The organism is Dinoroseobacter sp. S375, from assembly GCF_049800775.1.
In the GTDB taxonomy this organism is placed as follows: domain Bacteria; phylum Pseudomonadota; class Alphaproteobacteria; order Rhodobacterales; family Rhodobacteraceae; genus Dinoroseobacter.
The window spans coordinates 216,913-242,193 of sequence record NZ_JBNAFR010000006.1; the positions used below are offsets into that span (position 1 = coordinate 216,913).

At 64.4% G+C, this 25,281-nt stretch carries 27 protein-coding genes; 12 read left to right on the plus strand and 15 right to left on the minus strand.

What is annotated here, in order from left to right; all coding sequences use genetic code 11:
• The first annotated feature begins 7 nt into the window (after positions 1-7).
• The 5 genes from ACP150_RS14940 (at position 8) to ACP150_RS14960 (ending at position 4,307) form a co-directional block, all read left to right on the plus strand.
• A complete protein-coding gene (locus ACP150_RS14940) occupies positions 8-880 on the plus strand; it encodes an ATPase (RefSeq protein ID WP_424967465.1) in 873 nt (290 codons plus the stop codon).
• Positions 881-917: 37 nt separating this feature from the next.
• Complete coding sequence (metA, locus tag ACP150_RS14945; RefSeq protein WP_424967466.1) at positions 918-1,835, plus strand: homoserine O-acetyltransferase MetA; 918 nt, start codon at positions 918-920, stop codon at positions 1,833-1,835.
• A 70-nt stretch (positions 1,836-1,905) separates the two neighbouring features.
• Positions 1,906-2,778, plus strand: coding sequence for an alpha/beta fold hydrolase (locus tag ACP150_RS14950; protein ID WP_424967467.1), 873 nt, complete (start codon positions 1,906-1,908; stop codon positions 2,776-2,778).
• A 49-nt stretch (positions 2,779-2,827) separates the two neighbouring features.
• Positions 2,828-3,697 (plus strand): polyphosphate kinase 2, encoded by an 870-nt coding sequence (gene ppk2, locus ACP150_RS14955; protein ID WP_424967468.1) that lies wholly within the window; start codon positions 2,828-2,830, stop codon positions 3,695-3,697.
• Positions 3,690-4,307 carry a TetR/AcrR family transcriptional regulator gene (locus tag ACP150_RS14960; RefSeq protein WP_424967469.1) on the plus strand — a complete coding sequence of 206 codons (618 nt, stop codon included), beginning with the start codon at positions 3,690-3,692 and terminating at the stop codon, positions 4,305-4,307. Before ppk2 ends, ACP150_RS14960 begins: the two co-directional genes overlap by 8 nt.
• Here ACP150_RS14960 and ACP150_RS14965 read toward each other — a convergent pair.
• From ACP150_RS14965 to ACP150_RS14995, 7 genes are all read right to left on the minus strand, one after another.
• Entirely contained in the window at positions 4,304-5,359 is a 1,056-nt protein-coding gene (locus ACP150_RS14965) for an ABC transporter ATP-binding protein (RefSeq protein ID WP_424967470.1), read from the minus strand. The genes ACP150_RS14960 and ACP150_RS14965 overlap by 4 nt on opposite strands.
• Positions 5,356-6,162, minus strand: coding sequence for an ABC transporter permease (locus ACP150_RS14970; protein ID WP_424967471.1), 807 nt, complete (start codon positions 6,160-6,162; stop codon positions 5,356-5,358). Before ACP150_RS14970 ends, ACP150_RS14965 begins: the two co-directional genes overlap by 4 nt.
• Complete coding sequence (locus ACP150_RS14975) at positions 6,159-7,031, minus strand: ABC transporter permease (RefSeq protein ID WP_424967472.1); 873 nt, start codon at positions 7,029-7,031, stop codon at positions 6,159-6,161. The genes ACP150_RS14970 and ACP150_RS14975 overlap by 4 nt, the downstream gene beginning before the upstream one ends.
• A gap of 148 nt (positions 7,032-7,179) precedes the next feature.
• Positions 7,180-7,491 (minus strand): antibiotic biosynthesis monooxygenase family protein, encoded by a 312-nt coding sequence (locus tag ACP150_RS14980; protein WP_424967473.1) that lies wholly within the window; start codon positions 7,489-7,491, stop codon positions 7,180-7,182.
• Positions 7,492-7,646: 155 nt separating this feature from the next.
• Positions 7,647-8,141 (minus strand): 30S ribosomal protein S9, encoded by a 495-nt coding sequence (gene rpsI, locus ACP150_RS14985; RefSeq protein WP_424967474.1) that lies wholly within the window; start codon positions 8,139-8,141, stop codon positions 7,647-7,649.
• Positions 8,142-8,145: 4 nt separating this feature from the next.
• Positions 8,146-8,604, minus strand: a complete 459-nt coding sequence (rplM, locus tag ACP150_RS14990) for a 50S ribosomal protein L13 (RefSeq protein WP_424967475.1) — start codon at positions 8,602-8,604, stop codon at positions 8,146-8,148.
• A gap of 150 nt (positions 8,605-8,754) precedes the next feature.
• A complete protein-coding gene (locus tag ACP150_RS14995) occupies positions 8,755-10,176 on the minus strand; it encodes a PLP-dependent aminotransferase family protein (RefSeq protein ID WP_424967476.1) in 1,422 nt (473 codons plus the stop codon).
• Between the two features lie 93 nt (positions 10,177-10,269).
• Here ACP150_RS14995 and ACP150_RS15000 point away from each other — a divergent pair, with 93 nt between their 5' ends.
• A complete protein-coding gene (locus ACP150_RS15000) occupies positions 10,270-10,488 on the plus strand; it encodes a DUF1127 domain-containing protein (protein ID WP_424967477.1) in 219 nt (72 codons plus the stop codon).
• Positions 10,489-10,543: 55 nt separating this feature from the next.
• On the opposite strand, the gene ACP150_RS15005 is transcribed toward ACP150_RS15000, so the two are convergent.
• On the minus strand, positions 10,544-10,969 hold the full coding sequence (locus tag ACP150_RS15005) for a PaaI family thioesterase (RefSeq protein WP_424967478.1): 426 nt from the start codon (positions 10,967-10,969) through the stop codon (positions 10,544-10,546).
• A gap of 56 nt (positions 10,970-11,025) precedes the next feature.
• Here ACP150_RS15005 and ACP150_RS15010 point away from each other — a divergent pair, with 56 nt between their 5' ends.
• The gene (locus tag ACP150_RS15010; protein ID WP_424967479.1) at positions 11,026-11,820 is read left to right on the plus strand and encodes an enoyl-CoA hydratase; all 795 of its coding nucleotides are present in this window, start codon (positions 11,026-11,028) and stop codon (positions 11,818-11,820) included.
• A 3-nt stretch (positions 11,821-11,823) separates the two neighbouring features.
• Here the strand turns inward: ACP150_RS15010 and ACP150_RS15015 are convergent, their stop codons facing one another.
• On the minus strand, positions 11,824-12,444 hold the full coding sequence (locus ACP150_RS15015; protein ID WP_424967480.1) for a lytic transglycosylase domain-containing protein: 621 nt from the start codon (positions 12,442-12,444) through the stop codon (positions 11,824-11,826).
• Between the two features lie 161 nt (positions 12,445-12,605).
• Here ACP150_RS15015 and ssb point away from each other — a divergent pair, with 161 nt between their 5' ends.
• Complete coding sequence (gene ssb / locus ACP150_RS15020) at positions 12,606-13,136, plus strand: single-stranded DNA-binding protein (RefSeq protein WP_424967481.1); 531 nt, start codon at positions 12,606-12,608, stop codon at positions 13,134-13,136.
• Between the two features lie 60 nt (positions 13,137-13,196).
• On the opposite strand, the gene ACP150_RS15025 is transcribed toward ssb, so the two are convergent.
• The 3 genes from ACP150_RS15025 to ACP150_RS15035 form a co-directional block, all read right to left on the minus strand.
• The gene (locus ACP150_RS15025) at positions 13,197-14,492 is read right to left on the minus strand and encodes a sialidase family protein (protein WP_424967482.1); all 1,296 of its coding nucleotides are present in this window, start codon (positions 14,490-14,492) and stop codon (positions 13,197-13,199) included.
• Between the two features lie 250 nt (positions 14,493-14,742).
• Positions 14,743-15,861, minus strand: coding sequence for a 3-dehydroquinate synthase (gene aroB, locus ACP150_RS15030; protein ID WP_424967500.1), 1,119 nt, complete (start codon positions 15,859-15,861; stop codon positions 14,743-14,745).
• A 123-nt stretch (positions 15,862-15,984) separates the two neighbouring features.
• Positions 15,985-16,542 carry a shikimate kinase gene (locus tag ACP150_RS15035; RefSeq protein ID WP_424967483.1) on the minus strand — a complete coding sequence of 186 codons (558 nt, stop codon included), beginning with the start codon at positions 16,540-16,542 and terminating at the stop codon, positions 15,985-15,987.
• A 246-nt stretch (positions 16,543-16,788) separates the two neighbouring features.
• Here ACP150_RS15035 and ACP150_RS15040 point away from each other — a divergent pair, with 246 nt between their 5' ends.
• Positions 16,789-18,324: a hypothetical protein gene (locus tag ACP150_RS15040; RefSeq protein WP_424967484.1), complete on the plus strand. Its 1,536-nt coding sequence runs from the start codon at positions 16,789-16,791 to the stop codon at positions 18,322-18,324.
• On the plus strand, positions 18,321-19,247 hold the full coding sequence (locus tag ACP150_RS15045) for a site-specific tyrosine recombinase XerD (RefSeq protein WP_424967485.1): 927 nt from the start codon (positions 18,321-18,323) through the stop codon (positions 19,245-19,247). Before ACP150_RS15040 ends, ACP150_RS15045 begins: the two co-directional genes overlap by 4 nt.
• Here the strand turns inward: ACP150_RS15045 and ACP150_RS15050 are convergent.
• The gene (locus ACP150_RS15050) at positions 19,244-20,050 is read right to left on the minus strand and encodes a metallophosphoesterase family protein (RefSeq protein WP_424967486.1); all 807 of its coding nucleotides are present in this window, start codon (positions 20,048-20,050) and stop codon (positions 19,244-19,246) included. The two genes, ACP150_RS15045 and ACP150_RS15050, sit on opposite strands and share 4 nt — an antisense overlap.
• A 69-nt stretch (positions 20,051-20,119) precedes the next feature.
• Between ACP150_RS15050 and ACP150_RS15055 the strand changes: the two genes are divergently transcribed.
• Positions 20,120-21,433: an HlyC/CorC family transporter gene (locus tag ACP150_RS15055; RefSeq protein WP_424967487.1), complete on the plus strand. Its 1,314-nt coding sequence runs from the start codon at positions 20,120-20,122 to the stop codon at positions 21,431-21,433.
• 6 nt (positions 21,434-21,439) lie between these two features.
• On the opposite strand, the gene ACP150_RS15060 is transcribed toward ACP150_RS15055, so the two are convergent.
• On the minus strand, positions 21,440-22,996 hold the full coding sequence (locus ACP150_RS15060; RefSeq protein ID WP_424967488.1) for a helicase HerA-like domain-containing protein: 1,557 nt from the start codon (positions 22,994-22,996) through the stop codon (positions 21,440-21,442).
• A gap of 367 nt (positions 22,997-23,363) precedes the next feature.
• Between ACP150_RS15060 and ACP150_RS15065 the strand changes: the two genes are divergently transcribed.
• The gene (locus ACP150_RS15065; RefSeq protein WP_424967489.1) at positions 23,364-24,038 is read left to right on the plus strand and encodes an invasion associated locus B family protein; all 675 of its coding nucleotides are present in this window, start codon (positions 23,364-23,366) and stop codon (positions 24,036-24,038) included.
• A 30-nt stretch (positions 24,039-24,068) separates the two neighbouring features.
• Here ACP150_RS15065 and ACP150_RS15070 read toward each other — a convergent pair whose 3' ends face one another.
• Positions 24,069-25,280: a beta-ketoacyl-[acyl-carrier-protein] synthase family protein gene (locus ACP150_RS15070; RefSeq protein WP_424967490.1), complete on the minus strand. Its 1,212-nt coding sequence runs from the start codon at positions 25,278-25,280 to the stop codon at positions 24,069-24,071.
• Between the last annotated feature and the right edge of the window lies 1 nt (position 25,281).

Sequence of the window (25,281 nt, forward strand, 5' to 3'; positions counted from 1 at the left end):
GCGTCCCATGATCTATTCGAGTGCCGCCGACTGGCGCGCCGCCCCGGAAAAACGCGTCCTGCTCTTTGGGATGTCCGGGCTGGGAAAAACCCATATCTCCAACCGCTTGCGCGAGGAAGGGGACTGGTTTCACTACTCGGTCGATTACCGGATCGGCACGCGCTACATGGGCGAACATATCGTCGACAATTTCAAGCGCGAGGCGATGCAGGTCCCCTTCCTGCGCGATCTGCTGATGTCAGACTCGATCTATATCGGCTCGAATATCACGCTGGACAACCTCTCGCCCGTCTCCACCTATCTTGGCAAACCCGGCGACCCGGCGCGCGGCGGCGTGCCAATGTCCGAGTACCGCCGCCGTCAGGCCCAGTTCCGCGCCGCCGAGATCGCGGCCCTGCACGACACCGCCCATTTCATCGACCGCGCCAAGGCGATCTATGGCTATCCGCATTTCATCTGCGACAGCGGCGGGTCGATCTGCGAGTGGGTCGACGGCAACAACCCCAAGGACCCGGTGCTGAGCGCGCTAGCTGCCGCGACGCTGCTCGTCTGGATCGAGGGGGACGAGGCCCATACCGAAGAGCTCATCCGTCGCTTCGACAAGGCGCCCAAGCCCATGGCCTATGACCCGGCCTTTCTCGCCGTCAGCTGGGCCAAGTACCTCACCGAGACCGGGCTTGCCCCCGAGGCCGTGGATCCCGATGCCTTCATTCGCTGGACCTATGCCAAGGCCCTGGCACACCGGCAGCCGCGCTATGCCGCCATGGCCCGCAACTGGGGTGTGACCGTCGCCGCCGATGATGTGGCGCGGGTGCGCGATGCGGCGGATTTCGAGACGCTGATCGCCGACGCCCTTGGCAATCGCGCGGCAAAGGCCTAAATCCGCACTCCCACCCCCGCAGATCCGGACGCACACCATGCCCATCAAGATCCCCGAGACCCTCCCCGCCTTCGACGTGCTTTCGTCCGAGGGTGTGATGGTGATGGGCGCGGATCGCGCGGGGCGACAGGACATCCGGCCCCTGCAGATCGGGCTGCTGAACCTGATGCCCAAGAAGATCCAGACCGAGACGCAGTTCGCGCGGCTCGTGGGCGCGACCCCGTTGCAGATCGACCTGACGCTGATCCGCATGACCGAGCATCAGTCCAAACACACCTCCGCCGCCCATATGGAGACCTTCTATCGCCCCTTCGAGGAGGTCCGGGATCGCAAGTTCGACGGGCTGGTGATCACCGGTGCGCCGATCGAGCATCTGGATTTCGAGGATGTAACCTATTGGGACGAGCTGCGCGAGGTCTTCGCCTGGACACAGACCAATGTGCATTCGACCTTTGGCGTCTGCTGGGGCGGGATGGCGATGATCAACCATTTCCACGGGGTGCAGAAGCATATCCTGCCCGCGAAAGCCTTTGGCTGCTTCCGGCACCGCAATCTGGCACCCGCCTCGCCCTATCTGCGCGGGTTCTCCGATGACTGCGTGATCCCCGTGAGCCGTTGGACCGAAATGCGCCAGGCCGAGATCGAGGCGGCCTCGGGGCTGTCCACCCTGCTCGGCTCCTCCGAGGTCGGGCCCTGTCTGGTCGAGGATCCGGGGCATCGCGCGCTCTATATCTTCAACCATTTCGAGTATGACACCGGCACGCTCAAGGAAGAGTATGACCGCGACATCGAAAGCGGTACGCCGATCAACGTCCCCAGCAACTACTATCCGGATGACGACCCGAGCAGACCACCGCTCAACCGGTGGAGATCTCATGCCCATCTCCTATATGGAAACTGGATTAATGAGATTTACCAGACCACCCATTATGACATGCAGAAGATCGGTTCTTAAGGCGGGCTTGGCGACAGTCGCGGTGGCGGCTGTGGCCGGATGTGCCCGTCGTGACCCGGATGGAACGACGATGGACAAGTTCGACAGGACCTTGCCCGTGGGCGAGGTGATCGAGGTTGACGGCAAGACCGTGCATGTGGCCGAGAGCGGTGCGGGACCGGCGGTGGTGCTGCTCCACGGGGCGAGCGGGCACCTGCGGGACATGACTTTTGACCTTGCGGGACGGCTGAACAAAGCGGGCTACCGGACACTGGCATTTGACCGGCCCGGTCTGGGCTATTCCGACCGCATCAATCGGCGCGGCGAGAGCCCGCAGGAACAGGCCCGCCACCTCGCCAAGGCGCTGTCGGCGCGGGGCGTGGACCGCGCGATTATCCTCGGGCACAGCTATGGCGGGGCGGTCGCCCTCGCTTGGGCGCTGGAGCGTCCGGATCAGGCGGCGGCGGTCGTCACACTGGGCGGTGCCAGCATGGTCTGGGAGGGTGGTCTGGGCGCGTGGTATGCCATCGCCTCCACCCGGATCGGCGGCGCCACCGTGGTGCCGGTGGCAGTCGCACTTGTGCCGCAATCGCGCGCCGAGGAGTTCACGACCACGCTCTTTGCCCCCAATGCAGTGCCCGAGGGCTATCTCGACTATGTCGGGACCGACCTGACACTGCGCGCAAGCCAGGCGCGGAACAATGCGCGGCAGGTCAACCGGCTCAAACGGTTCATCCGTGATATGTCCGAGGATTACGATACGCTGACCCTGCCGGTCGAACTTCTCCATGGCACGGCCGACACCATCGTGCCGATCGATGTCCATGCCCGCCCGCTGTCGCGGATCCTGCAAAACGGGAACCTCGTCGAGATGGAGGGCGTTGGGCACATGCCGCACCACGCAGATCCCGAGGCGGTCATCGCCGCCGTGAACCGCGCCGCACGGGCCGCCGGATTGCGCTAGCCCGCGCAATCGTCATACTGCGGCGACCAGTTCTGAAAGGATCGGTCCCATGTCCCTGCCCTTTGACGGTGCCATATCCCAGTTCGCCCGCGAGGACGCGCCCAAATCGGTGCGCGCGGCGCTGGAGGACGCGAAGAAGGGCGAAATCCTCAATCCGAGCTATCCCTATGACGAGAGGATGGACAAGGATGAATACGAGGACACGCTGGACGCGCTCCAGATCGAGTTGGTGAAGCTGCAATCCTGGGTCAAGGAGAGCGGCGCGCGGGTCTGCGTGCTGTTTGAAGGCCGCGATGCCGCCGGCAAGGGCGGCACGATCAAGCGGGTGCGCGAGAACCTCAACCCGCGTACCACGCGGATCGTGGCGCTTTCGAAACCCACGGATCGCGAGGCCTCCGAATGGTATTTCCAGCGCTACATCCGCCAGTTGCCCGCGGGCGGCGAGATCGTGCTCTTCGACCGGAGCTGGTACAATCGCGGCGTGGTCGAACAGGTGTTCGGGTTTTGCACCGAGCCCGAGCGCGACGCGTTCTTTCGCCAGCTCCCGGATTACGAGCGGATGCTCGTGGATGAGGGCATCCATCTGGTGAAGTTCTGGCTCAATGTCGGACGGGCCGAGCAGTTGCGCCGCTTTCTCGACCGCGAAAGCGACCCGCTCAAACAGTGGAAGCTGAGCTGGATCGATGTCGAGGGGCTCAAGAAATGGGACGCCTATAGCGAGGCGATCTCTGAGACACTGACCCGCAGCCATTCCGAAATCGCCCCCTGGACCATCATCCGCAGCGATGACAAGCGCCGCGCGCGACTGGCGGCGATCCGCGCTATCCTGCGCGGGCTCGACTATACCGGCAAGGATGACGCGCTTGTGCAGGTGCAGGACCCGCAAATCTGCGGCGGGCCGGACATCTGGGATGCCTAAACGCGGGTATCATCACGGCAACCTGCGCGCGGCCCTCGTGGAATCCGCGCTGGTCCTGATCGAGCAGAAGGGGCCGACCGGCTTCACCCTCTCGGAGGCGGCCAAGAATGCGGGCGTGACGCCGGCAGCGGTCTATCGCCATTTCGCCGGACGCGATGAGTTGATCATCGAGATTGCCCTGCAGGGCCATGAGATCTTTTCCGATCTGATGGAGTTCGCCTTCAACGAGGGCCAGCCCTCGGCGCTTGCGGCCTTCGAGGCCACGGGCCGTGCCTATCTCGCCTTCGCACGCAAGCATCCGGGCCATTACATGGCGATGTTCGAAAGCGGCATCTCGAACCAGGCCACGCCCGAACTCGCGGCGGCGTCGGCCAAGTCGCGCGCCGTTCTCGAACGCGCGGCGGAGGCCCTGTCCAAGCATATCCCCGAGGATAAACGCCCGCCCGCGTCGATGTTCTCGGCGCATATCTGGGCCATGAGCCACGGGGTGGTGGAGCTTTTTGCCCGGGGCGCGCCGGGCTCCAAGGCGCCGTTCCCACCCGAGGATCTGCTGGAGACCGGGATCGGGATCTACCTGCGCGGGCTCGGCCTGATCCCGCAGGACAGCTAGGCCGGAAAGAACACAAGCGCCTCGGGCGACCAATGCACGCCGGTCCGCACGCCCGGCTCAACCACCGAGATCCCCGGGCCGTTTTTCATCGAAATCTCGACCAGCGCCTCGGTCCCGTCCAGCCGCACGCGGTAGCTGGTCATATCCCCGAAATAGGCGCGCTCCACGATTTCGGCCATGGCAGTGTGCCCCTCGGCACCCGGCGCGGCCAGCGACATCCCCTCGGGCCGCACCCCCGCAGCACACGCCCCGTCCGGCGCGTCGGGGGCAGGCATCCGGCCAAGCCCCGCAACCTCCGCCACCCCGCCCTGAACCTCGGCGGACAGGAAGGACATGGTGCCGATGAACTCCGCCACCTCCCGCGTCGCGGGTCGACTATAGAGGGTCTGCGGCGCGGCCAGCTGCGCGATCCGGCCTTCGAACATCACCGCGATCCGGTCGGACATGGTCAGCGCCTCCTCCTGATCATGGGTCACGAGGATGAAGGTGATGCCGATATGGCGCTGCAGGCGGCGCAGCTCGGACTGCATCTGCTCGCGCATCTTCTTGTCCAGCGCCGAGAGCGGCTCATCCAGCAGCAACACCTTGGGCTCGAGCACCAGCGCCCGAGCCAGAGCCACGCGTTGCCGCTGTCCGCCGGACAGGGCATGGGCCGCCCGGTCACCGTACCCGTCGAGCCCGACCATGGCGAGCGCCTCAGCCCCCCGGCGCGCCTTGGCCGCCGCGTCCAGATCGGTCCGGCGTCGCAAGCCAAAGCCGACATTCTCGGCCACGCTCAGATGGGGAAAGATCGCATAGCTCTGAAACACCATATTGGTCGGGCGCTTGTTGGCGGGCACCCCCGCCATGTCGCGCCCGTCGATCTGCAGCGTGCCGGACTCATAGGTCTCGAACCCGGCAATGGTCCGCAACAGCGTGGTCTTGCCACACCCAGACGGCCCCAGAAGGGAAAAGAACTCCCCCGAGCCGATCTCGACCGACACATCCCGCAGCGCGTGGTAAGAGCCGTAGTATTTCTGCAGATGTGCAATGGAAATCAGGGGTGTGGTCACAGGAACCCTCCGGCATCTTGTTGACCGCTCTTGCGCAGCCCGCGCCTGCGCAGCATCTCGGCCGTGCCGATCAGAATCAGCGAGAGCACGATCAGGATCGTCCCCAGCGCCATGATCACCGGCAGCTTTTGCGGGAAACGCAGCTGGCTCCAGATATAGACCGGCAGGGTTGGTTCAGTGCCCGTCAGAAAGAATGCGATGATGAACTCATCGAGCGAAATGGTGAAGGAGATCAGCAGCGACGCGATGATCCCCGGCGTTACCAGCGGCAGGATAACGAGGCGAAAGGCGCTCAGCCGCGTCTCGCCCAAATCGATCGCCGCTTCTTCGAGCGAGCGGTCGAGCCCGCTGAAACTGCTGGACAGGATGGCGATGCAGAACGGCGTGCAGATCAAAGTGTGACCGAGGATCACCGACCAGATCGACAGGCTCAGCCCCAACTGCAACAGCACCACCAACAGCGACACCGCCACGATGATCTCGGGCAGCACCAATGGCACCATGATGAAGCCCATGATCCCGGCCTTGCCCGGGAACCGGAACCGGGTCGAGGCACGCGCCGCAAAGACCCCGAGCGTCGTGGACAGAACCGCCGTGGCCAGCGCGATGATCAGCGAATTCGCCAGGGCCTCATGCAACGCGGGGATCGCCGTCAGTTCGACAAACCAGGCGGTTGTAAACCCGTTCAGCGGGAAGGCGATGATTGTGCCGTCATTAAAGGCAAAGACCGGCAACAGGATCACCGGCAGGTACAGAAACACCAGATAGAGGATCGCATAGACCCGCAGGATCCGCGCGCTCATTTCGGGGCCCGCCCGATATTGCGCGTGAGATACACGAGCAGGAGCGCCATGGACCCGACAATCGTCATCGCCGACACCGCCAGCGCCGCCCCCATGGGCGCATTGTTCAGGCGCAGGAACTGGGTCTGGATCATGTTCGAGATCATCAACCCGTTCGGCCCGCCCACCAAGCGTGGGGTCACGTAATCGCCAATCACCGGGATGAAGACGATCAGCGTGGCCGCGATCACCCCCGGCATGGCCAGTGGCAGGGTCACGCGCCGGAAGGTGCCCCACGCGCTCTCCCCCAGATCCCGCGCGGCCTCCAGCAGGGAGCGGTCGATCTTCTCGAGCGCCACATAGATCGGCAGGATGGTGAACGGCGCATAGGCATGGGCTAGCGTGATCACCACCGCATTGGCATTGTAGAGCAGAAAGGTCAGCGGTTCCTCAATGATGCCAAGCCCTTGCAGGCTGGAGTTCAGAACCCCGTTGAAGCCGAGGATCACCTTCCACAGGAACACGCGCAGCAGATACGACGTCCAGAACGGAATGGTAATCAGGAAGATCCAGAGCGCCTTGCGCTCCTGCGGGACATGGAAGGAGACGAAATAGGCAATGGGAAAGGCCAGCAGCACCGTCACCACCGTCACCGCCCCCGCGATCCAGAGGGACCGCCCCATGAGCGTGCCATAGATCGGATCGGTCACCGCCTCGCGGTAGTTGTCGAGGGTGAAACTGCGGTCGAACTCCATGAAGTTCTGGGTCCAGAAGCTGAGCACGAGGATCGCGATCAGCGGCACGGCCAGCAGCAGGATCGTGAAGATCAGCGGCGGGCTGATCATCGCATAGCCCTGGGCCGCCTCTGTCCTGAGACCAAACCGCGCCATCACTACCCTTTGCCATCCCCGTCCAAGTGGAGGGCAGCATGCGAAGATGCGCCGCCGGGAACAAGGGGTAATCCGCGCGCGCGCCGGTTGCGACGCCATCGGCCCGAAAACTGGGCGGTTTCGCCCCGTTGCGGCTGGTCCGGGTGGCTCAGCTCAGTTCCTGAATGCTGTCAAACACTTCGAGCACGGGCGGTCCGTCATACATCTCGGCACTGGATTTCGCGCCCTTATGGGCGGCCCGAAAAGCCTCGGACTTGGTCCATGCCTCAAAAGACGCGCGGTCGCGCCAGAGCGTATGCGACGCATAAAGCCGGATCCCGTCCTCGGCATCGCCCTTCATAAGGTGGAAGGATACGAACCCTCCAACCTGCTTGAGATGGCTGTCGCGGGACTGCCAAACCTCTTCAAACGCGGCCTCGTGGTCGGTTTTGACGCGAAAACGGTTCATGGTGAGAAACATCTGCAAAGCTCCGGTGGATCGGCGTTGAACGCGCGGGCGATGGCTGGCGCAGGGTCCCGCGCAGAGAAGCCGAGCCCCGCCAGAGGGTCAAGCCCGCAGATGCAAAAAGGGCGCGCCCAACGGCACGCCCTTCGCAATCGGTGAAACAGGCTGGATCAGCGCTTGGAGAACTGGAAGCTCTTACGCGCCTTGGCCTTACCGTATTTCTTCCGCTCGACCACACGGCTGTCGCGGGTCAGGAAGCCAGCCGCCTTGAGCGCGCTCCGCAGAGAGGGCTCATAGAGCTGCAGCGCCTTGGAAATCCCGTGCCGTACGGCACCGGCCTGACCAGAGAGGCCACCGCCCTTGACCGTTGCGGTCACGTCGAACTGGTCCTCGACACCGGCCACCTGGAAGGGCTGGCGCAGGATCATCTGCAGAACCGGACGCGCGAAATACACGTTCAGGTCCTTGCCGTTCACGGTGACCTTGCCGGAGCCCGGCTTGATCCAGACACGGGCAACCGCGTCTTTCCGCTTGCCCGTTGCATAAGAGCGGCCCAGCTCGTCGCGGACCGGCTCACGGGAGATGACAGTTTCGGGCGCCACGTCGGCGACGGAGCCCTCAGCGACGGCACTCAGGTCGTCGAAGGATTTGATCTCTTCAGCCATTCACTCAGCTCCGGGTGTTCTTGGAATTCTTGGACGCCAGATCCAGCACCTCGGGGCTCTGGGCCTCATGCGGATGCTCGGCGCCGGCATAGACGCGCAGATTGGTCATCTGCTGACGCGACAGCGGACCGCCGGGCAGCATGCGCTTCACGGCCTGTGTGACCACGCGCTCGGGGTACTTGCCCTCGAGGATCTGACCCGTGGTGCGGGACTTGATGCCGCCCGGGTAGCCCGTGTGCCAGTAGTTCGGCTTGTCGCGCTTCTTGCCGGTCAGCTGGACCTTGTCGGCATTGATGATGATGACATTGTCACCCATGTCCATATGCGGCGTGAAGCTCGGCTTGTGCTTGCCACGAAGACGGGTGGCGACGATCGAGGCAAGACGGCCCAGAACGATGCCTTCGGCGTCGATCAGGATCCATTTCTTGTCGATATCCGCCGGTTTTGCGGTAAAGGTTTTCATTTCTTCGCCCTATCAGAACGTGAGCCGGGACATTGCCCGGTTTGATGGGCGCGTTCTAAGGGTTTTACAGTCGGGGTCAAGGCCCTTTACCTCGCGTTTTCCAAGCGAAAACAGGTGCTTGAAAATAAGGTATTAAAATACCCCCACTTTCTAGACCGCAATCCGCTCCGGCGGGTGGTCCAGAAGGCCACGCAGCCGTTCCAGCGCGTTGTCAAAACTCTTGCGGCTCACCCCGCCATTCACCGCCAGACGGATCGCATGGGGCGCGCGCCCGTTGCGATCGGCGTAATCCTCGGCGGTCCGGATCTGCACCCCTTCGGCCTCGGCGGCCCGGGCGAAGGCGCTGGCGCGCCAACCCGGCGGCAGGCTCAGCCAGACGAAGAGCGCGTCCTCGCGCCAGCGCAGATCGAACCGCCCGAGCTTATTGACCATCGACCGGACATAACAGGCGACTTCCTTGCGCAGATCCTCCTGCATCTTGGGCAGCGCGGGATGAGTAAGCAGCGTGGCGGCGAGGTCGGTGATCGGAGTGGCAAGGCCGAAGAACCCCGCCTCCGCTGCTCTGCGCGCACCTTGCGCCTGCCCGTCCGGTGCCACGACGAAACCGAACCGCAAGGCCGGGCTCAGGGATTTCGACAGGGAGGAGACGAACCAGCCCCGCTCCGGTGCAAGCGCCCGGAGGCCGGGGCCACTCACGGCTCCAAGACGATAGGTGTCGTCCTCCAGGAGTTGCAGGTTCACCCGCCGAGCCGCCTCGACGATTTCGAGCCGACGGGCCGGGGTCATGGCAATCAGGAGCGGGTTCTGCACCTCTGTGGACAGACACAGCAATTGCGCATCCGTTTGGCGCGCGATCTCCACCAGCGCATCCGGGCGCACCCCATGCTCGTCCATGGGCACCGGCACCACATCCGCACGCAGCAATTCGGCGGCACGGCGATATCCGGGATAGGCCAGTTCCTCCACAAGCACGACCGGACGCCGCCCGCTGAGCACAGCTTGCATTACAAGTAGGATCCCGCTCTGTGCCCCGTGGGACAGCACAACATCCTCGGCGCCAAGGCGACCAAGCGTGACATTGGACAGGTAGGAGACGACCGCCTCCCGCGCCGCCTGCCCGGTCCGGTGGCCGGGATAATGCATCACGCCCGAGGGCGGCGCGGCGGCGATCTGCATCAGGCTTTCCCGGATCAACCGCGCCTGTCCGGCATTCGGCAAATGAGGCGAAATCAGATTGACCTCATGAGGGTCGGCTTCAGAATTGTGCAGCACGGAATCCACTTCCGGCACACGCAGAGGCGGCGCCGAGATCGCCTTTTGCGCCACAAAGGTGCCGCGCCCCACACCCGTCTCAAGAAGCCCCGCATCCGTCAGGCGCGTATAGGCCCGCGCCACGGTGCCCGGCGTCACGGACACGCGATAGGCCAGATCTCGCACCGGTGGCAATTTCTCCCCCGGTTTAAGATCGCCAGATGCGATCGCCTGGCGCAAGGCCTCGGCCAGCCGCGTGTATTTTGGTCCAGTGCCAGCGCTCAAGGCGTCCGAAAGATCACCAAACCAAATTGTATCCATCACAATGTTTCCTTAGACAGGCGCGCCACTTGATTGTATCAATATACTGCCTGATATCAGGTTTTGTGTCAATACAATTTAGGAGACAGACCCATGACACGCTCTGCCAATGCTGCCTTGATCGCGCAGTTGTCGACCGCTCCCGCCCTGCCCGCCCTGGCGCAGTTTGCGCTGCGTGTCGCGGTGGCACTGACGAAATGGGACACTCAACGTCGAACACGCCGCGGCCTTCAGGGTCTCAGCGACCATCATCTCCGGGATATTGGACTGACGCGCGATGACGCCGAACACGAATTGCGCCGTCTCTTTTAACCCATAGGAGATATCTCCCCTGACTGCCGGCCCCCTCGGGCCGGCTTTTTTGCGGCTAGGTGGCGCTTGGGGGAATGGAATAGGTGAGAGAGGCGCGGGCCACGACCTTCTCCGAACCTTCGGAGCGTATCAATACATCGCCCACAGCCAGGACGCGTCCGAGCTTCAAGAGCCGCGACTCGGCGATCAGATCCCTGCCCGCCTCGGGTTTGCGCATGAAGTCGATGGCACAATTCGTGGTCACCGCCAGCGCCACAGGGCCGAGGCGGGCCAAAATCGCAAGGTAGATCCCCACATCCGCCAGTGCGAACATGGTCGGTCCGGAAATTGTACCGCCCGGGCGCAGATGCTTGTCCTGAGTGATCAACCGCACGACAAGCCGCCCGGCGGCAACCTCCTCCACCCGGAAATCCCCGGCCACCTGAGGAAAAGCCTCTGCCAGAAACGCCTCCAGCGCCTGCGCATCCATCTCAACGGTCATCTTGCCCCCCTGCCCTTTGGCCCCCTAAGGTTGCGGCAAACCGACGGGAGGGCAAGATGGCCGACGAAATACTCACACGCGCGGATCAGGATGGCATCGCCACATTGACTCTGAATGCGCCGAAGACCCTCAACGTGCTGTCCGACGCGATGCTAGCAGCCCTTCAGGCGCAGATCGACGCGTTGTCCGAGGACCGCGCGACCCGGGTCGTTGTGCTGCGCGGGTCTGGGCGGGCTTTTTGCGCGGGTCATGACCTGCGGGAGATGACCGCCTCGCGCCAGGCTGCCGATGGCGGGGCGGCGGCCTTCAAGGATCTTTTTGACCGCTGCGCGCGAATGATGATGGGGCTGCAGGCCCTGCCCCAGCCGGTCATCGCCGAGGTGCACGGAATTGCCACCGCCGCGGGCTGCCAGCTTGTGGCGACGGCCGATATGGCCGTGGCGGCCGAGGGCACGCGGTTCGGGGTGAACGGGGTGAATATCGGGCTCTTCTGCTCGACCCCCATGGTGGCCCTGTCCCGCAACATCCCGCGCAAACAGGCCTTCGAGATGCTGACCACCGGCGAGATGATCGATGCAACACGCGCTCAGGAGGTCGGGTTGATCAACAAGGTCGTGCCCGCCGAAGATCTGTCCTCCGAGACTGCAGCACTGGCCGCCCGGGTGGCGGAGAAGCGCGGTGAGGTCGTCGCCATCGGCAAGCGTGCCTTTTACGAGCAGGCTCAGATGCCCCTCGCAGAAGCCTATGCCTATACCGGGGACGTCATGGTGCAGAACATGGCCTTCCGGAACACCGAGGAAGGCATTGCGGCGTTTCTCGACAAACGTCCGCCGAATTGGACCGAGGAGTGACGCCTAGAGCGTGCCCATGATCCGACGCACATAGTTGCGCGTCTCCTTATAGGGCGGGATCCCGTTATGCCGGGCCACGGCCTCGGGCCCCGCATTATAGGCTGCCAACGCGAGCTTCCAGTCGCGGAATCGCTGATACTGCGTGCGCAGGTACCGCGCCCCACCATCGAGGTTCTGACGCGGATCATGGGGGTTCACGCCAAGATCCCGTGCGGTTCCCGGCATGAGCTGCGCAAGGCCGATTGCTCCTTTGTGAGAGACGGCCTTGGCGTTGAAAGCACTCTCTTGCTGGATCAGACGCAGGAACAGATCCTCAGGGATCCCATGGCGTCGCGCGGCGGCCTTGGCCATGGACAGGTACGGGCCCGCATAGGATCCGCCGAAGGACGGGATCTCGGACGCCCGCCCGGTGCGCTGCGGCAGGAACCGGGTGGAATGCTCGTATTGCGTCGCACCACGGCGGTCGAGCACATTGGTCTGGGACGAAAACAGCGAGGCCCGGGCCGAGCTGGAGCGGGACGTATCCGCAAAACCGGCCCCGACCGTCGTGCCGCCGACCGCAACGACCACCAGTGCCGCGCAGGCGCGCGTCCAGTTCCGGCAGTTCTTGCCAAGGTTCCGCATGGGTTTCTCCCTCATCTCGTTCCGGTTTATAGGCGGAATGTTAAAAAACGCCAACCATCCGTGACCCGGTGCTGCTTCCGACTTTTCATTACCCACGCGCAATGGTGTAACGTCATCACAACGCAGTGCAGATCCGAACACAGATTCGAAGGGAGGCGGTCATGGCAGGCTCGGTCAACAAGGTCATCTTGATCGGAAATCTCGGGCGCGACCCCGAAGTGCGCACATTCCAGAACGGCGGAAAGGTCTGCAACCTGCGGATCGCGACCTCGGAAAACTGGAAAGACCGCAATACCGGCGAGCGCCGCGAGCGGACCGAGTGGCACTCGGTCGCGATCTTCTCGGAACCCCTCGCCCGCGTCGCGGAACAATACCTGCGCAAGGGCTCCAAGGTTTATATCGAAGGCCAGCTCGAAACCCGCAAATGGCAGGACCAGTCCGGTCAGGACCGCTACTCGACCGAGGTCGTTCTGCGCCCCTACCGCTCTGAGTTGACCATGCTCGACGGGCGCGAAGGTGGCGGTGGCGGCATGGGCGGCGGCGGCGGAGGGGGCGGCTACATGTCCGACCAATCCGGTGGCGGCTATGGCGGCGACGACCGGTATGGTGGCGGCAGCCCGGCCCCCAGCGGTGGCGGCGGCGGCGGCGGCGGTCGGTCCAACAGCGATCTGGACGACGAAATTCCGTTCTAAGACCCGCCCCCCCGATCCGGGGCGTACCAGACCAACGCGGTGCCCCGACGGGGCACCGGATCACAAATCGAAACTGTCGACCATGGCCGCAAGGCCCGATCCCGGCTCCCAGTCGGCCCAGCGATCCGCGTCGATCCGATCCCGCCACGAGGGCGCGTCGTCCTCGTCAGCGTTCCGTTCGTTCAGGCGATCCATGATCCACGCGCGGCGCAACCCGGGGTCCTCGCGCGCGAAGCGGGCCACATCATCTGCGCTGCCATCGTCATCCACATCCACCACCGTGACACTGACACCACGCCGGCTCGATTCCTCGTAAGGCAGGACCATCTGGAAAATCACCAGATCCTCGGTGAAGTATTCCGGCGCGACCATCCGGGTGAAGCCCGCCTCGACCCGGGATTCCACCACGATATCGGTCTCGATCTCCCAATTCTGGCCGCCATCGACGCTTTCGAGCACGCGCACAAGCCCGGTGCCGATCTCATCGATGGTCATGTAGAGATGCCCCTCCGCGTTGGAACTCAGCTGGACATAGGCTTCGGAGTCAAAGGTGTTCTGAGGTGAGATCCGCTCACTCCAGGTCTGCGTGTCGCCATCGAAGACAAAGAACTCCACCTGCGGGGTCTCTTCCTCGGTGACATTGGCGAGGTAGATGTCATTGCCCACAACGGTCACGCTGTAATGGCTCGCAAGCAGTTGGTAGGATCCCAAATCCGAGACTTCAACGAACGCGCCCGTGGCCCCGTCGAGCCACGAGATGTTCGTGTCCGTCGCCAGAAGAACACCGGTCACCTCCGGCGTTGTGACGAGGCGGGCCGATGCCGCCTCGTACTCGCCGAACCGCGTGACCTCGGTGGACCATGTCAACCCGCCATCGGTAGAGGTCGACAGAGCGATCTTGGGCGCGAATAGATTTGCCTCGAGCGCCACCGCATAGAGCGTGCCCTCCGCATCCATCGTGTGGTTCGGCAGGCTGATCCGCCCCGAGGCCACCCCCGCGATGGCCGTGGACGGTTCCATGATCGCGGACCAGTTCTGCGCCGACGGATCGTAGTCGAGGGTTTGGAACCGGATCTCGCCCTTGTCGTCCTGAAATGACACGGTCAACGTGTCGCCGTCGGCCATAATCTCAAGATGGCCGGTCGAGAAGCGTCCCGTCTGATCGAATTCATAGGTCTCGACCCAGGTCGCGCCGTTGTCATAGCTCGTGCGCAGGGTCAGACCCTTGAACTGCCCTTCATTGAGCAGAACATGGATGGCCCCATCCGCCGTCTCGACGATCTTGTCCTGCATGCGCGATACGGTGATCGCGTTCGCGTTCCAACCCCAGAAACCAACCCATTGCGACAACAGCATCGAACCCACCTCGAAATTCAATTTGCAAAGCGCGCCACGGCCCCCCGCGACGGCGTCGGGCCGAAATTGCCCGACCGCTCCGGGCCGTTAACAAAGATTAACCATAGGTTGGATTGATCACCAAACCACTGTTAGGGCTTCGTTAGGAAAACCGCGCCATCTTGCCGGGTTCGCTGAAATCTGCCCATTTTTGCAGCTTGGAAAAGCGTGGAAATCGGGCAAAAAGCTCAATTTCCTGAGGAAAACTCTCTCAGGCGCCGCGCTGGTCAAGGGCATCCTGCAACACGGCGCGCACGGTATCGCGCGGCACGTCCGAAGTCACAAATGCGTCACCGATGCCCCGGGCAAGGATGAAGCGCAGCTGACCATCGAGCACTTTCTTGTCCTGACCCATCAAGGTCAGCAGGTCGTCGGCAGATGGCAGATCGCCGGGAATGTCACGCAGATCGCGCTTCGTGCCCATCTCCGCCAGATGCGCACGGACCCGGCTCGGATCTTCCTGCGCGCAGAGGCCCAGTCGGGCAGACAGCTCGAAGGCAAGGGCGCAGCCGATAGCCACCCCTTCGCCATGGAGCAGCCGGTCCGAATAGCCCGTCGCCGTTTCCAAGGCGTGGCAGAAGGTATGGCCTAGATTGAGAAGGGCGCGGTCGCCCTGCTCGGTCTCGTCGCGCACCACGATCTCGGCCTTCATCTCGACCGAGCGGCGCACGGCAGACACCCGCGCGGCCATGTCCCCCGCGGCCAGTTTCGGACCCATGCTTTCCAGCCACTCGAAAAACGCGGCATCCCCCAGGAGCCCGTATTTCATCACCTCGCCATAGCCTGCGAGGAAATCGCGCTCGGTCAGCGTGCCCAGAATGGCCGTGTCCGCCAGAACGAGGCGCGGCTGATGAAAGGCCCCGATCAGGTTCTTGCCATGGACCGAATTGATCCCCGTCTTGCCACCGACCGAACTGTCGACTTGCGCCAGAAGGCTCGTGGGGATCTGGATGAAACCGACCCCGCGCCGCAGAACCGCCGCGGCAAACCCCACCAGATCGCCGATCACCCCGCCGCCAAAGGCGATGACGAGATCCCGGCGCTCGACCTTCTGTTCCAGCAGCCAATCGACCGTCCGGCTGAATTCGGGCCAGCCCTTGGTGGCCTCGCCCGCGGGCAGGCTCAGGGCCGTGCTCTCGATCCCCGCGCGACGCAGGCTGTCCTGCAGGGTCGCCAGATGGAGAGCGCCGACAGTCTCGTCGGTGACGATGCTGACCTTCGGACGCGCGAGAAAAGGCGCGATCCGGCGGCCAGCCTGTTCCAGCAATCCCGGGCCGATCTCGACATCATAGGCCCGGCTGTCCAGAGGCACATGGACGGTTTCAAGCAGGTCGGATGCGGGCTTGGATACGGGCTCAGACATGGATCACCTTTCAGGCAGGAGGTCGGCCCGGGTGCTCTAGCAGTCCGGTCGCGCAGGCTCCACCCCCGGCAGGCTCTGCCTTCGACGGGGTCACCCCCTGACAAAGATCCCGGGGCGGGCCGCGAGCGCTGCAATCACGCGCTCGGCCATGGCCTCGATGGTCAGATCGGGCGCGGCTTTCACATGGACAGCGGCTTTTTGATAGACCGGCACCCGCGCTGCGAAAATTTCCGCCAGGGTGGCGCGCGGATCGTCCGTCAGCAAGAGCGGCCGCGTCGTCTTGTGACGCACCCGATTCCACAGCAGCTCCAGATCCGCATCCAGCCAGACCGACACGCCCAGCTCGGCAATGATGGCGCGGTTGCGTTCGGCCAGAAAGGCCCCGCCCCCGGTCGATAGGATCGCGGGCGCTCCGGTCAGAAGCCGGGCCAGCACCTCGGTCTCGCGATCGCGAAAGAACGCCTCGCCATCGCGCTCGAAAATCTCGGCGATCCGGGCATTCGCGGCACGCTCGATCTCGTGGTCGCTGTCGATGAAGGGCACCCCGAGCTGTGCCGCCACGGCCGTGCCCACCGCCGTCTTGCCCGCGCCCATCATCCCGACGAGAACCACCGGGCGGGTCAGCTGCACTGTTGCGGCTTCGGCCACTTATCGCCACTCCTGCAAAAATTCGAACGCTTGTGTTAGCATAGAGCTTGAATGGCGGGAAGCGTCACGAAATACCATAGACAAAAAGCATAAGACGCAGGCAGGCAAAGGTACGAGCAGTGTTGGGAAAACTCTTTTTGGTTGTATTGGTTCTGGTTGCGCTCGGCGCTTTGGGACTGCTGGGCTATGGCTATGTGGGCGATCTGCCCTCCGAGAGCGCGCCCGTGCGCATTCCGGTGACGTTGGATGGGCAATAAGGCGCGACAGGGCCTGTTGGCGGGCTGCGCGCTGATCTGGCTGGGCGCGGCACCGGGACAGGCGCAGGATCCGATCTCGGCCATCGACTGGTTGTCCGACATCATCGCCCAACCCATTGCCCCGCCCCCGGTGACCGATGACGACATCGCGCCCTCGGCGAGCGTCGAGGCGATCGAGGTTGCCCCGCTCGAGGATCAGGCAATTGACGGCGTGGGGCTATTGCCTGTCAGCGTCTCGGGCCTGCCCCGGGAGTTCTGGGGGATCACGCCAGCGGCAGACCTGGCGCGCGACCTGCGGGCGCAGAGCATCTCGCTGCCGCTGCCGGCACGTCGCCTTTTGAAACGGATCCTTCTGGCCGAGCTGGACCCACCGGTAGATGCCGGGCCGGACCATACGCTCTTTCTTGCTCGGCTCGATGCGCTGCTGGCCTTCGGTGCGCTGCCCGATGCGCAGGCGCTGGTGGAGCGTGCGGGGGTCAGCGATGATCTGGAGGTGTTCCGCCGCTGGTTCGATATCAGCCTGCTGCGCGGGGATGAGGCCCGGGCCTGCGCCACCTTGCGTGCGGTGCCGGATGTGGCCCCGACCTTCTCGGCGCGGATCTTTTGCCTTGCGCGGAACAATGACTGGCCTGCCGCGGCCCTCAGCCTCGAGACCGCGCGCGCCCTCGGCTATGTCTCCGAGGCCGAGGATCTGCTCATGGCGCGGTTCCTCGACCCCGAGCTGTTCGAGGGCCTGCCCCTCGCTGCGCCGCCCGAGCCGATCACGCCGCTCAGCTATCGGATGTTGGCCGCGCTGGGTGAGGCGCCCCCGGCGCGCACCCTGCCGCTCGCCTTCAACCACGCGCTGCTCGCGCCCAGCCAGGGCTGGAAGCCCCGGCTGGAGGCCGCCGAACGTCTCGCCCGCACGGGCGGGATCACGGGCGGGCAGCTCTTTGCGCTCTATACCGAGCGGAACCCGGCGGCCTCCGGCGGGCTCTGGGACCGGGTCGATGCGATCCAGGCCTTTGACCTCGCGCTGCTATCGGGTGAGGCCGAGGCCGTGGCCCAAACCCTGCCCCGCGCCATCGCCGAGATGGAGGCGGTCGGCCTCACAGAAGTCTTTGCCGAGTTCTACGGCAGTCGCCTCGCCCGTTTGCCGGTCACCCAGGAGGCGCGCGACATGGCAGAGCACATGGTGCTGCTGACGCGCGATGCCGAAAGCTACGCGGCGCGGATCGAAGACCCCATCCTGGCCTCCATCGCGCGCGGTCTGAGCACCGACAGCACGGCGCCAACGCCCCTGACCGCCGCGGTCACCGCCGCCTTTTCGACCACCCCACCCGCACTGCCCCAATCCTTCGACCGACTGCTCCAGCGCGGCGAATACGGGGCGGCGACCCTGAGGGCCCTGCGGCTGCTCGGGGACAGCGCCCTGCCCGACCCGGACGACGCGGGCACCGCCCTTGGCGTGTTGCGCACCCTCGGCTTCGAGCAGACCGCCCGTGAAATCGCGCTCTCGCTCGTTCTGCGGGAGGCACGGGCATGACACGGCGCTGGATCGATGCTTTCCTCGACGCGCAGGCCGCAGAACTCAACGCGGCTGAGAATACCCGCCTCGCCTATGCCCGTGACCTGCTCGATTTCGAGGCGCATCTGGCCGCGGGCGGCGGATCTTTCGCCACGGCCAGCCGGGCGGATATCGAAGGCTATCTCGTCTCCTGCAGTGATGCCGGACTGAGCCAGGCCACCCGCGCGCGGCGGCTTTCGGCGATCCGGCAGCTCTATCGTTTCGCCTATGAGGAAGGGCTGCGCCCGGACAATCCGAGCCAGCAGATCAAGGGCCCGGGCCGTGCGAAACGCCTGCCCAAGACCCTGTCCGAGGACGAGATCGACCGGCTGCTGCTCGCTGCGCGCGAGACCGGGCAGCGCGAGGAAGACCGGGTGCGCAACACCTGCATGCTCGAAGTGCTCTATGCCACGGGTCTGCGGGTGACCGAGCTTTGCGCCCTGCCGGTTGCGGCGGTGCGCGGTGATCCGCATCTGATCCTGATCCGCGGCAAGGGCGGGGTCGAACGGATGGTCCCCCTGTCGAGTTCGGCGCGCGAGGCCCTGCAGACCTGGCTTGAGCTGCGCGATGCAACGGATGCCGCGAAAGTGGCCAAGGGCGCGGTACCGTCGAAATTCCTCTTCCCCTCGCGGGGCAAGCTCGGGCATCTCACCCGACATCGCTTCTACGTGCTGATCAAGGAGATTGCCGTGATGGGCGGGGTGGATCCGTCCAAGGTCACGCCCCACACCCTGCGCCATGCCTTTGCCACGCACCTGCTGGCGCGCGGTGCGGATCTCATCTCGATCCAGGCGCTGCTGGGGCATGCGGATGTCTCGACCACCGAGATTTACACGCATGTTCTGGATGAGCGGCTGAAGGATCTGGTCCTGACCCACCACCCGCTGGCGAGCACGCGCTAGGCGCTGCGCCGCAGCGCGTCGGGGAGGACATCCTCACTGGGCCAGATGCCGGTGGAAAGTGTTTCATGATAGCCCTGGGTCAGGCCCGCGCGGGTCATGGCCGAGATTGCGGGGCGGGCATTATAGGACAGCCGCTCGATCATGATCGTCTCGCCCTCCATCACCGCGAACCGCGTTTCGGGACGCCCATCATGGGGCGGCAGGCCGATTGCGCCCGCATTGACCCAGAGCGTTTTGCCGATCTGACGTTGAAAGGCGATCCCGCAATGACCGGCAAAGACGATGTCGACCGCGCCGATCTCCGCCTCGATCAGCGCGATTTCTTCCGCAAAGACGCTCTCATCGGAGCTTGGCCAGATGAAGCGGCTGATATCCGAGACCCCACCATGGATCACCGCGCAACGTTTGCCGTCATAGGTGAAAGTGATCATATCCGGCAGCCCGGCCATCCAGGCCTTGGCCTCGGCGGGCAATTCGCGCTGCGCGAAGGCGTACCATGCCCGCGAGAGCAGATCGCAGATGGTGTCCGCCCCAAAGCCGCAGCCGCAATCCTCGGCATCCTCGGCCAGATTGCGCTCGCAATTCCCGGCCACAATCGCCCCGCCCGTGGTGCGCATCAGCGACCATGTGGCCTTGGGTTCGCCCCCATAGGCGACGATATCGCCGGTGCAGATCCGCTGCGATGCAGGAATGTGATTGTCCGCACAATACGACAACAGCGCCAGCGAGGCCTGCAGGTTCGAATAGGGGCCCCCATACAGCACAACCGTGCCTTCCAACGTGCCCAGATCGCGTACGTTCATGTCTCTCCCTTGAACCGGCCTCTGCCCGCGCCCATAAGAGCATAAAGCCCACAAGGATGCAGTTGCAAAATGGACCCTGCCCTAGACCCCGCCCTCTATGACACGTCGTTCTGGATCTCCTGCGGCGTGATCCTGCTGCTGCTCTGCTGCTCGGGGTTCTTCTCGGGCAGCGAGACCGCCCTGACCGCCGCCTCTCGCGGCAAGCTGCACGCCATGGCCGACAAGGGCGACAAGGGCGCGGCCCGGGCCCTTGGCCTCAAGGAGGATAACGAGCGGCTGATCGGCGGGATCCTGTTGGGCAACAACCTCGCCAACATCCTCGCCACCTCGCTCGCCACGGCGGTCTTCACCAAGGCCTTCGGTGATAGCGGTGTGGCGCTGGCCACGCTGGTCATGACAGCGCTGGTGCTGATCTTTGCCGAGGTCCTGCCCAAAACCTATGCCATCACCAATCCCGAGAGCGCGTCGACCCGCGCCGCGGGCCCGGTGAAGATCGTCATCACCGTTCTGGCCCCCATGGTTGCCGCCGTCCGCCTGATCGTGCGCGGGGTGCTGCGCCTGCTGGGCATGCGGATCGAGGCCGGGGCGAACATGCTCTCGGTCCGTGAAGAGATCGAGGGCGCGCTGCGCATGGGCCATTCCGAGGGCGCGGTCGAGAAAGAGCATCGCGACCGCCTGCTCGGCGCGCTCGACCTGAACGAGCGCGCGGTCGAAGAGATCATGCTGCACCGATCCAAGATCGAGATGATCGACGCGGACAGCGCGCCCGAGCAGATCCTGAGCCAGTGCCTGCAATCGCCCTATACCCGCCTGCCGGTCTATCGCGAGGACCGCGAGAACATCATCGGGATGATCCATGCCAAGGACCTGTTACGCGCCATGGACCGGCTGATCCGCGGGCCGGAAGCGTCGGAAAAGGGGCTTGAGGCGTTCGAGGTGATGGATGTGGCGATGAAGCCCTATTTCGTGCCCGAAACCACAACCCTCGACGAGCAGATGAAGGAATTCCTGCGCCGCAGGTCCCATTTCGCCCTCGTGGTGGACGAATATGGGGCGCTGCAGGGTTTGATCACGCTGGAGGACATTCTCGAAGAGATCGTCGGCGAGATCACCGACGAGTTCGACCCGGATGCGGACCACCCGGTGCGGAAATCCGAGGACGGCAATTTCCTCGTGGACGGGGCCATGACAATCCGCGACCTCAATCGCGCGACCGAGTGGAACCTGCCCGACGAAGAGGCGAATACCGTGGCCGGGCTCGTCATCCACGAGGCGCAGATGATCCCGAATATCGGCCAATGCTTCAGCTTCCACGGCTTCCGTTTCGAGGTGGCCGCCCGCAAGGACAACCGCCTCTCGAAGCTGAAGATCCGGCCGCTCTGACCGGGCTCAGCGCCCCTTGAAAAGCCCGCCGATGATGCCCCGGACGAGCCGTCGTCCGGTGGTGCCCTTGAGTTCCTTGATCACCACATTCGCCATGGCCTGGCTGAGGCTTTCGCTCTGTTTCGCTTTGCGGCTGCGCGACGAAGACCGCCCCACCTTCGGCGCGGAATAGCGCCGGGCGGTGCGGTACTCGCGCTCGGCCACGCTGGCCTCTTCCTCCTTGGCCTCGGCTGCTTCAGCCTCCGCCGCAGCCTCGGCGGCCCGTTTCGACAGGATCTCGAAGGCGGAGTTGCGGTCCAGCACCGTCTCGTACTTGCCCGCCACGGGGGACGCCGCGATGATATCGGCCCGCTCGCCCGCAGTGATCGGCCCGAGCTGGCTGCAGGGGGGCCGGATGAGCGTGCGCTCGGCCATGCCCGGGATTCCCTTGCGGTCGAGCATCGAGGTGACGGCCTCGCCCGTCCCCACCTCCTGGATCGCGGTCTCGATATCGAGCGCGGGATTGTCGCGATAGGTCTCTGCCGCCGCGCGCAGCGCCCGGCGGTCCCGGGCGGTGAAGGCGCGCAGGGCATGCTGCACCCGGTTGCCAAGCTGGCCCAGCACGTCCTCGGGCACGTCATCGGGGTTTTGCGTGACGAAATAGACGCCGACCCCCTTGGACCGGATCAGACGCGCGACCTGCTCAACCTTGTCGACCAGAGCCTTGGGCGCATCCTCAAAAAGCAGATGGGCCTCGTCAAAGAAGAAGACGAGTTTCGGTTTGTCAGGATTGCCCACCTCCGGCAGGGTTTCGAACAGCTCCGACAGAAGCCACAACAGGAAGGTCGCATAGAGCCTTGGCGCCGCCATCAGCTTGTCCGCCGCGAGGATGTTGATCTGTCCACGCCCGTCCGGGGCCGTGCGCAACAGGTCCGACAGCTCCAGCGCGGGCTCCCCGAAGAGCTGCGCGCCCCCCTGGTTCTCCAGCACCATCAGGCGCCGCTGGATCGCGCCGATCGACTGGACCGAGACGTTGCCATAGCGCAGCGACAGGCCCGCGCGGTTCTCGCCCACCCAGACCAAAAGCGCTTGCAAATCCTTCAGGTCATAGAGCCCGAGCCCCTGCTCATCTGCCACGCGGAAGGCGATGTTCAAAACCCCTTCCTGCGCCTCGCTCAGTTCCAGCAACCGGCTCAGCAGCAGCGGCCCCATCTCGGTCACCGTGGTGCGGATCGGGTGGCCCTGATCCCCGTAAAGGTCCCAGAACACAGCCGGAAACGCCTCATAGGCATAGGTGTCCGTGATGCCGATCGTCTCGGCGCGTTCGGTGAACGGCCCGTGGAGCTTGGCCTCGGCACTGCCGGATTTCGCAAGCCCCGAGAGGTCACCTTTGACATCCGAGAGCAGTACCGGCACCCCCATGGCCGAGAACCCCTCGGCGAGAATCTGCAGCGTCACGGTCTTGCCCGTCCCCGTCGCCCCGGCGATCAGGCCATGGCGGTTGGCCGCCTTCAGCAGCAGGTGCTGCGGCGTGCCATACCCTGCGCCCCCGCCCCCGACAAAGATCCTGTCGTCCTGATGCATGCTCGCCTCCCGCGTTGTTTTCCCGCGATAATACAGGGTTAACCATTTCATGCCAGTATGGGGATGCGCCGGGTGTGTTCCTCTTTTCCCGGTTGCACTCCTCCCTGTTGGACTGGCCGCGCTGGATTTCGGTGCGGCCTTTTTTTCGCCGCTGCAAGCGCTTTGGGGCCTGCCGCCCGCGCGGCCCGAAAAAGCGGACCCCACGTCACCCAAATCTGGCAAAAATGTGAGGCACGACCTGTTGACCCCTGCGACGGAAGGTCGTAGCGTCACGCACATAAGTCGGCCAGTCCGACAGGGAGATAAGAATAAAAAAAGGGTCTGCTTGCAGGCCCTTTTTCAATGGACGGGCCCGGCGCGGCAGGGCATGCAGCTTGCCGAACGCCTGGCCAAACCCAGCAATGGCGCTGTTCCATCTCAGAGGACCCACTTCATGATCCGTTCCACCTTGTCCCGTCTTTCCGCTGTTGTGCTTGCCGTGATGCTGGCTGGCCCTGTGGCCGCGCAAACCGCCGAGGGCACCGCGGACGCCGCCACGACTGAGCCGCAACCGGGACAGACCTATATCCGCGAAACGCTCACGGATTGGAGCATCCGCTGCATCCGCGGCGAAGGTCCGCAAGCGGCGGATAGCTGTCAGCTCTATCAACTGATGCGCGATCAATCGGACAATCCCGTGGCAGAGTTCACCCTGCTGCCCGCGCCGTCCGACAGCAGTGTCGCGGCGCTGATCACGATCATCACGCCGCTTGAAACCGTTTTGACCGAAGGCCTGATCCTGGCCGTCGATGGCGAGGCTTTGCCGCCGAAACCCTTTATCTGGTGCAACCGGACCGGCTGCTACTCGCGCTTCGGCCTTTCGGCTCTCGAGATCGACGCAATGAAGGCCGGCGCTGTGTCCACCGTGTCGATTGTGGCGCTGGCCCGGCCGGACACCCGCGTCGAGGTCACGGCTTCGCTGCGTGGTTTCACAGCCGCCTTCAACAAGCTCGAGGCGGAAGCCGAGGCCGCGGCGGCTGCAGCGGCCGCTGCGCAGCAGTAACGCCCGATCAAGGCGTCCGACGCATCGGCGTCAGGGCGCCTTGCGCAAGGCCAGAACCGCGTTCAGCCCCCCGAACGCAAAAGCATTGCTGAGCACCACGTCGACCTCGGTTTCTCGCGCAGTGTTCGGCACCACATCCAGCGCGCATTCGGGATCCGGCTCCTCATAGCCGATGGTCGGGGCGATCACCCCGTCGCGCAGGGCCATGACACAGGCCAGAAGCTCCACCGCGCCCGTGCCACCGATCAGGTGGCCATGCATGGACTTCGTCGACGAGATCATCAGATCATCCGCATGGTGGCCAAAGGCATCGGCCACTGCCGCGCATTCCGTCTTGTCATTGGCCGCCGTGCCGGTGCCATGGGCGTTGATATACCCGACCTGATCCGGGTTTACCCGCGCGTCCTTCATGGCCCCCGAGATCGCCCGGGCTGCCCCCTGTTTCGACGGCATGACGATATCTGCGGCGTCCGAGGTCATGGCAAAGCCGATCACCTCTGCGAGGATCTCGGCCCCCCGTGCCTTGGCATGGGCGTAGTCTTCGAAAACGAACACAGCCGCGCCTTCGCCCTGCACCATGCCGTTGCGGTTCGCGCTGAACGGTCGGCACGCATCGCGGGACATCACGCGCAGCCCCTCCCAGGCCTTCACCCCGCCAAAACAGAGCATGGATTCCGACCCGCCGGTGATCATCACCTTGCTGAGCCCGGAACGGATGAACTGGAACGCCTGCCCCATCGCGTGGTTTGAACTCGCGCAGGCAGTGGCGACGGTAAAGCTCGGCCCCTTGAGGTTATGCGCCATGGAGACATGGCTGGCGGCGGCGTTGTTCATCAGCTTGGGCACCACGAAGGGATGCACCCGGTTCTTGCCGTCCTCATAGACGGTCCGGTAATTCTCGTCCCATGTATTCACGCCGCCCCCGGCCGTGCCCAGCACGACACCGGCCTGCGCCGCAAGCTCGCCTGAGAAACTGAGCCCGGATTGACGGATCGCCTCATCGGCGGCCAGCAGCGTGAATTGAGTGAACCGGTCGTAAAGCGAGATCTGCTGGCGGTTGAAAGCCGCCTCGGGATCGTATTCTTTGACCTGCCCGCCGATCCGGATCGACAAACGGTCCACGTCGCGGATATCCAGCTCGGAAATCCCGCAGCGCCCCTCCCGGAACGCCTCCAGCGTTTCAGCGACATTCACCCCGAGGGCATTGATGGTGCCCTGCCCGGTGATCACGACGCGGTGCATG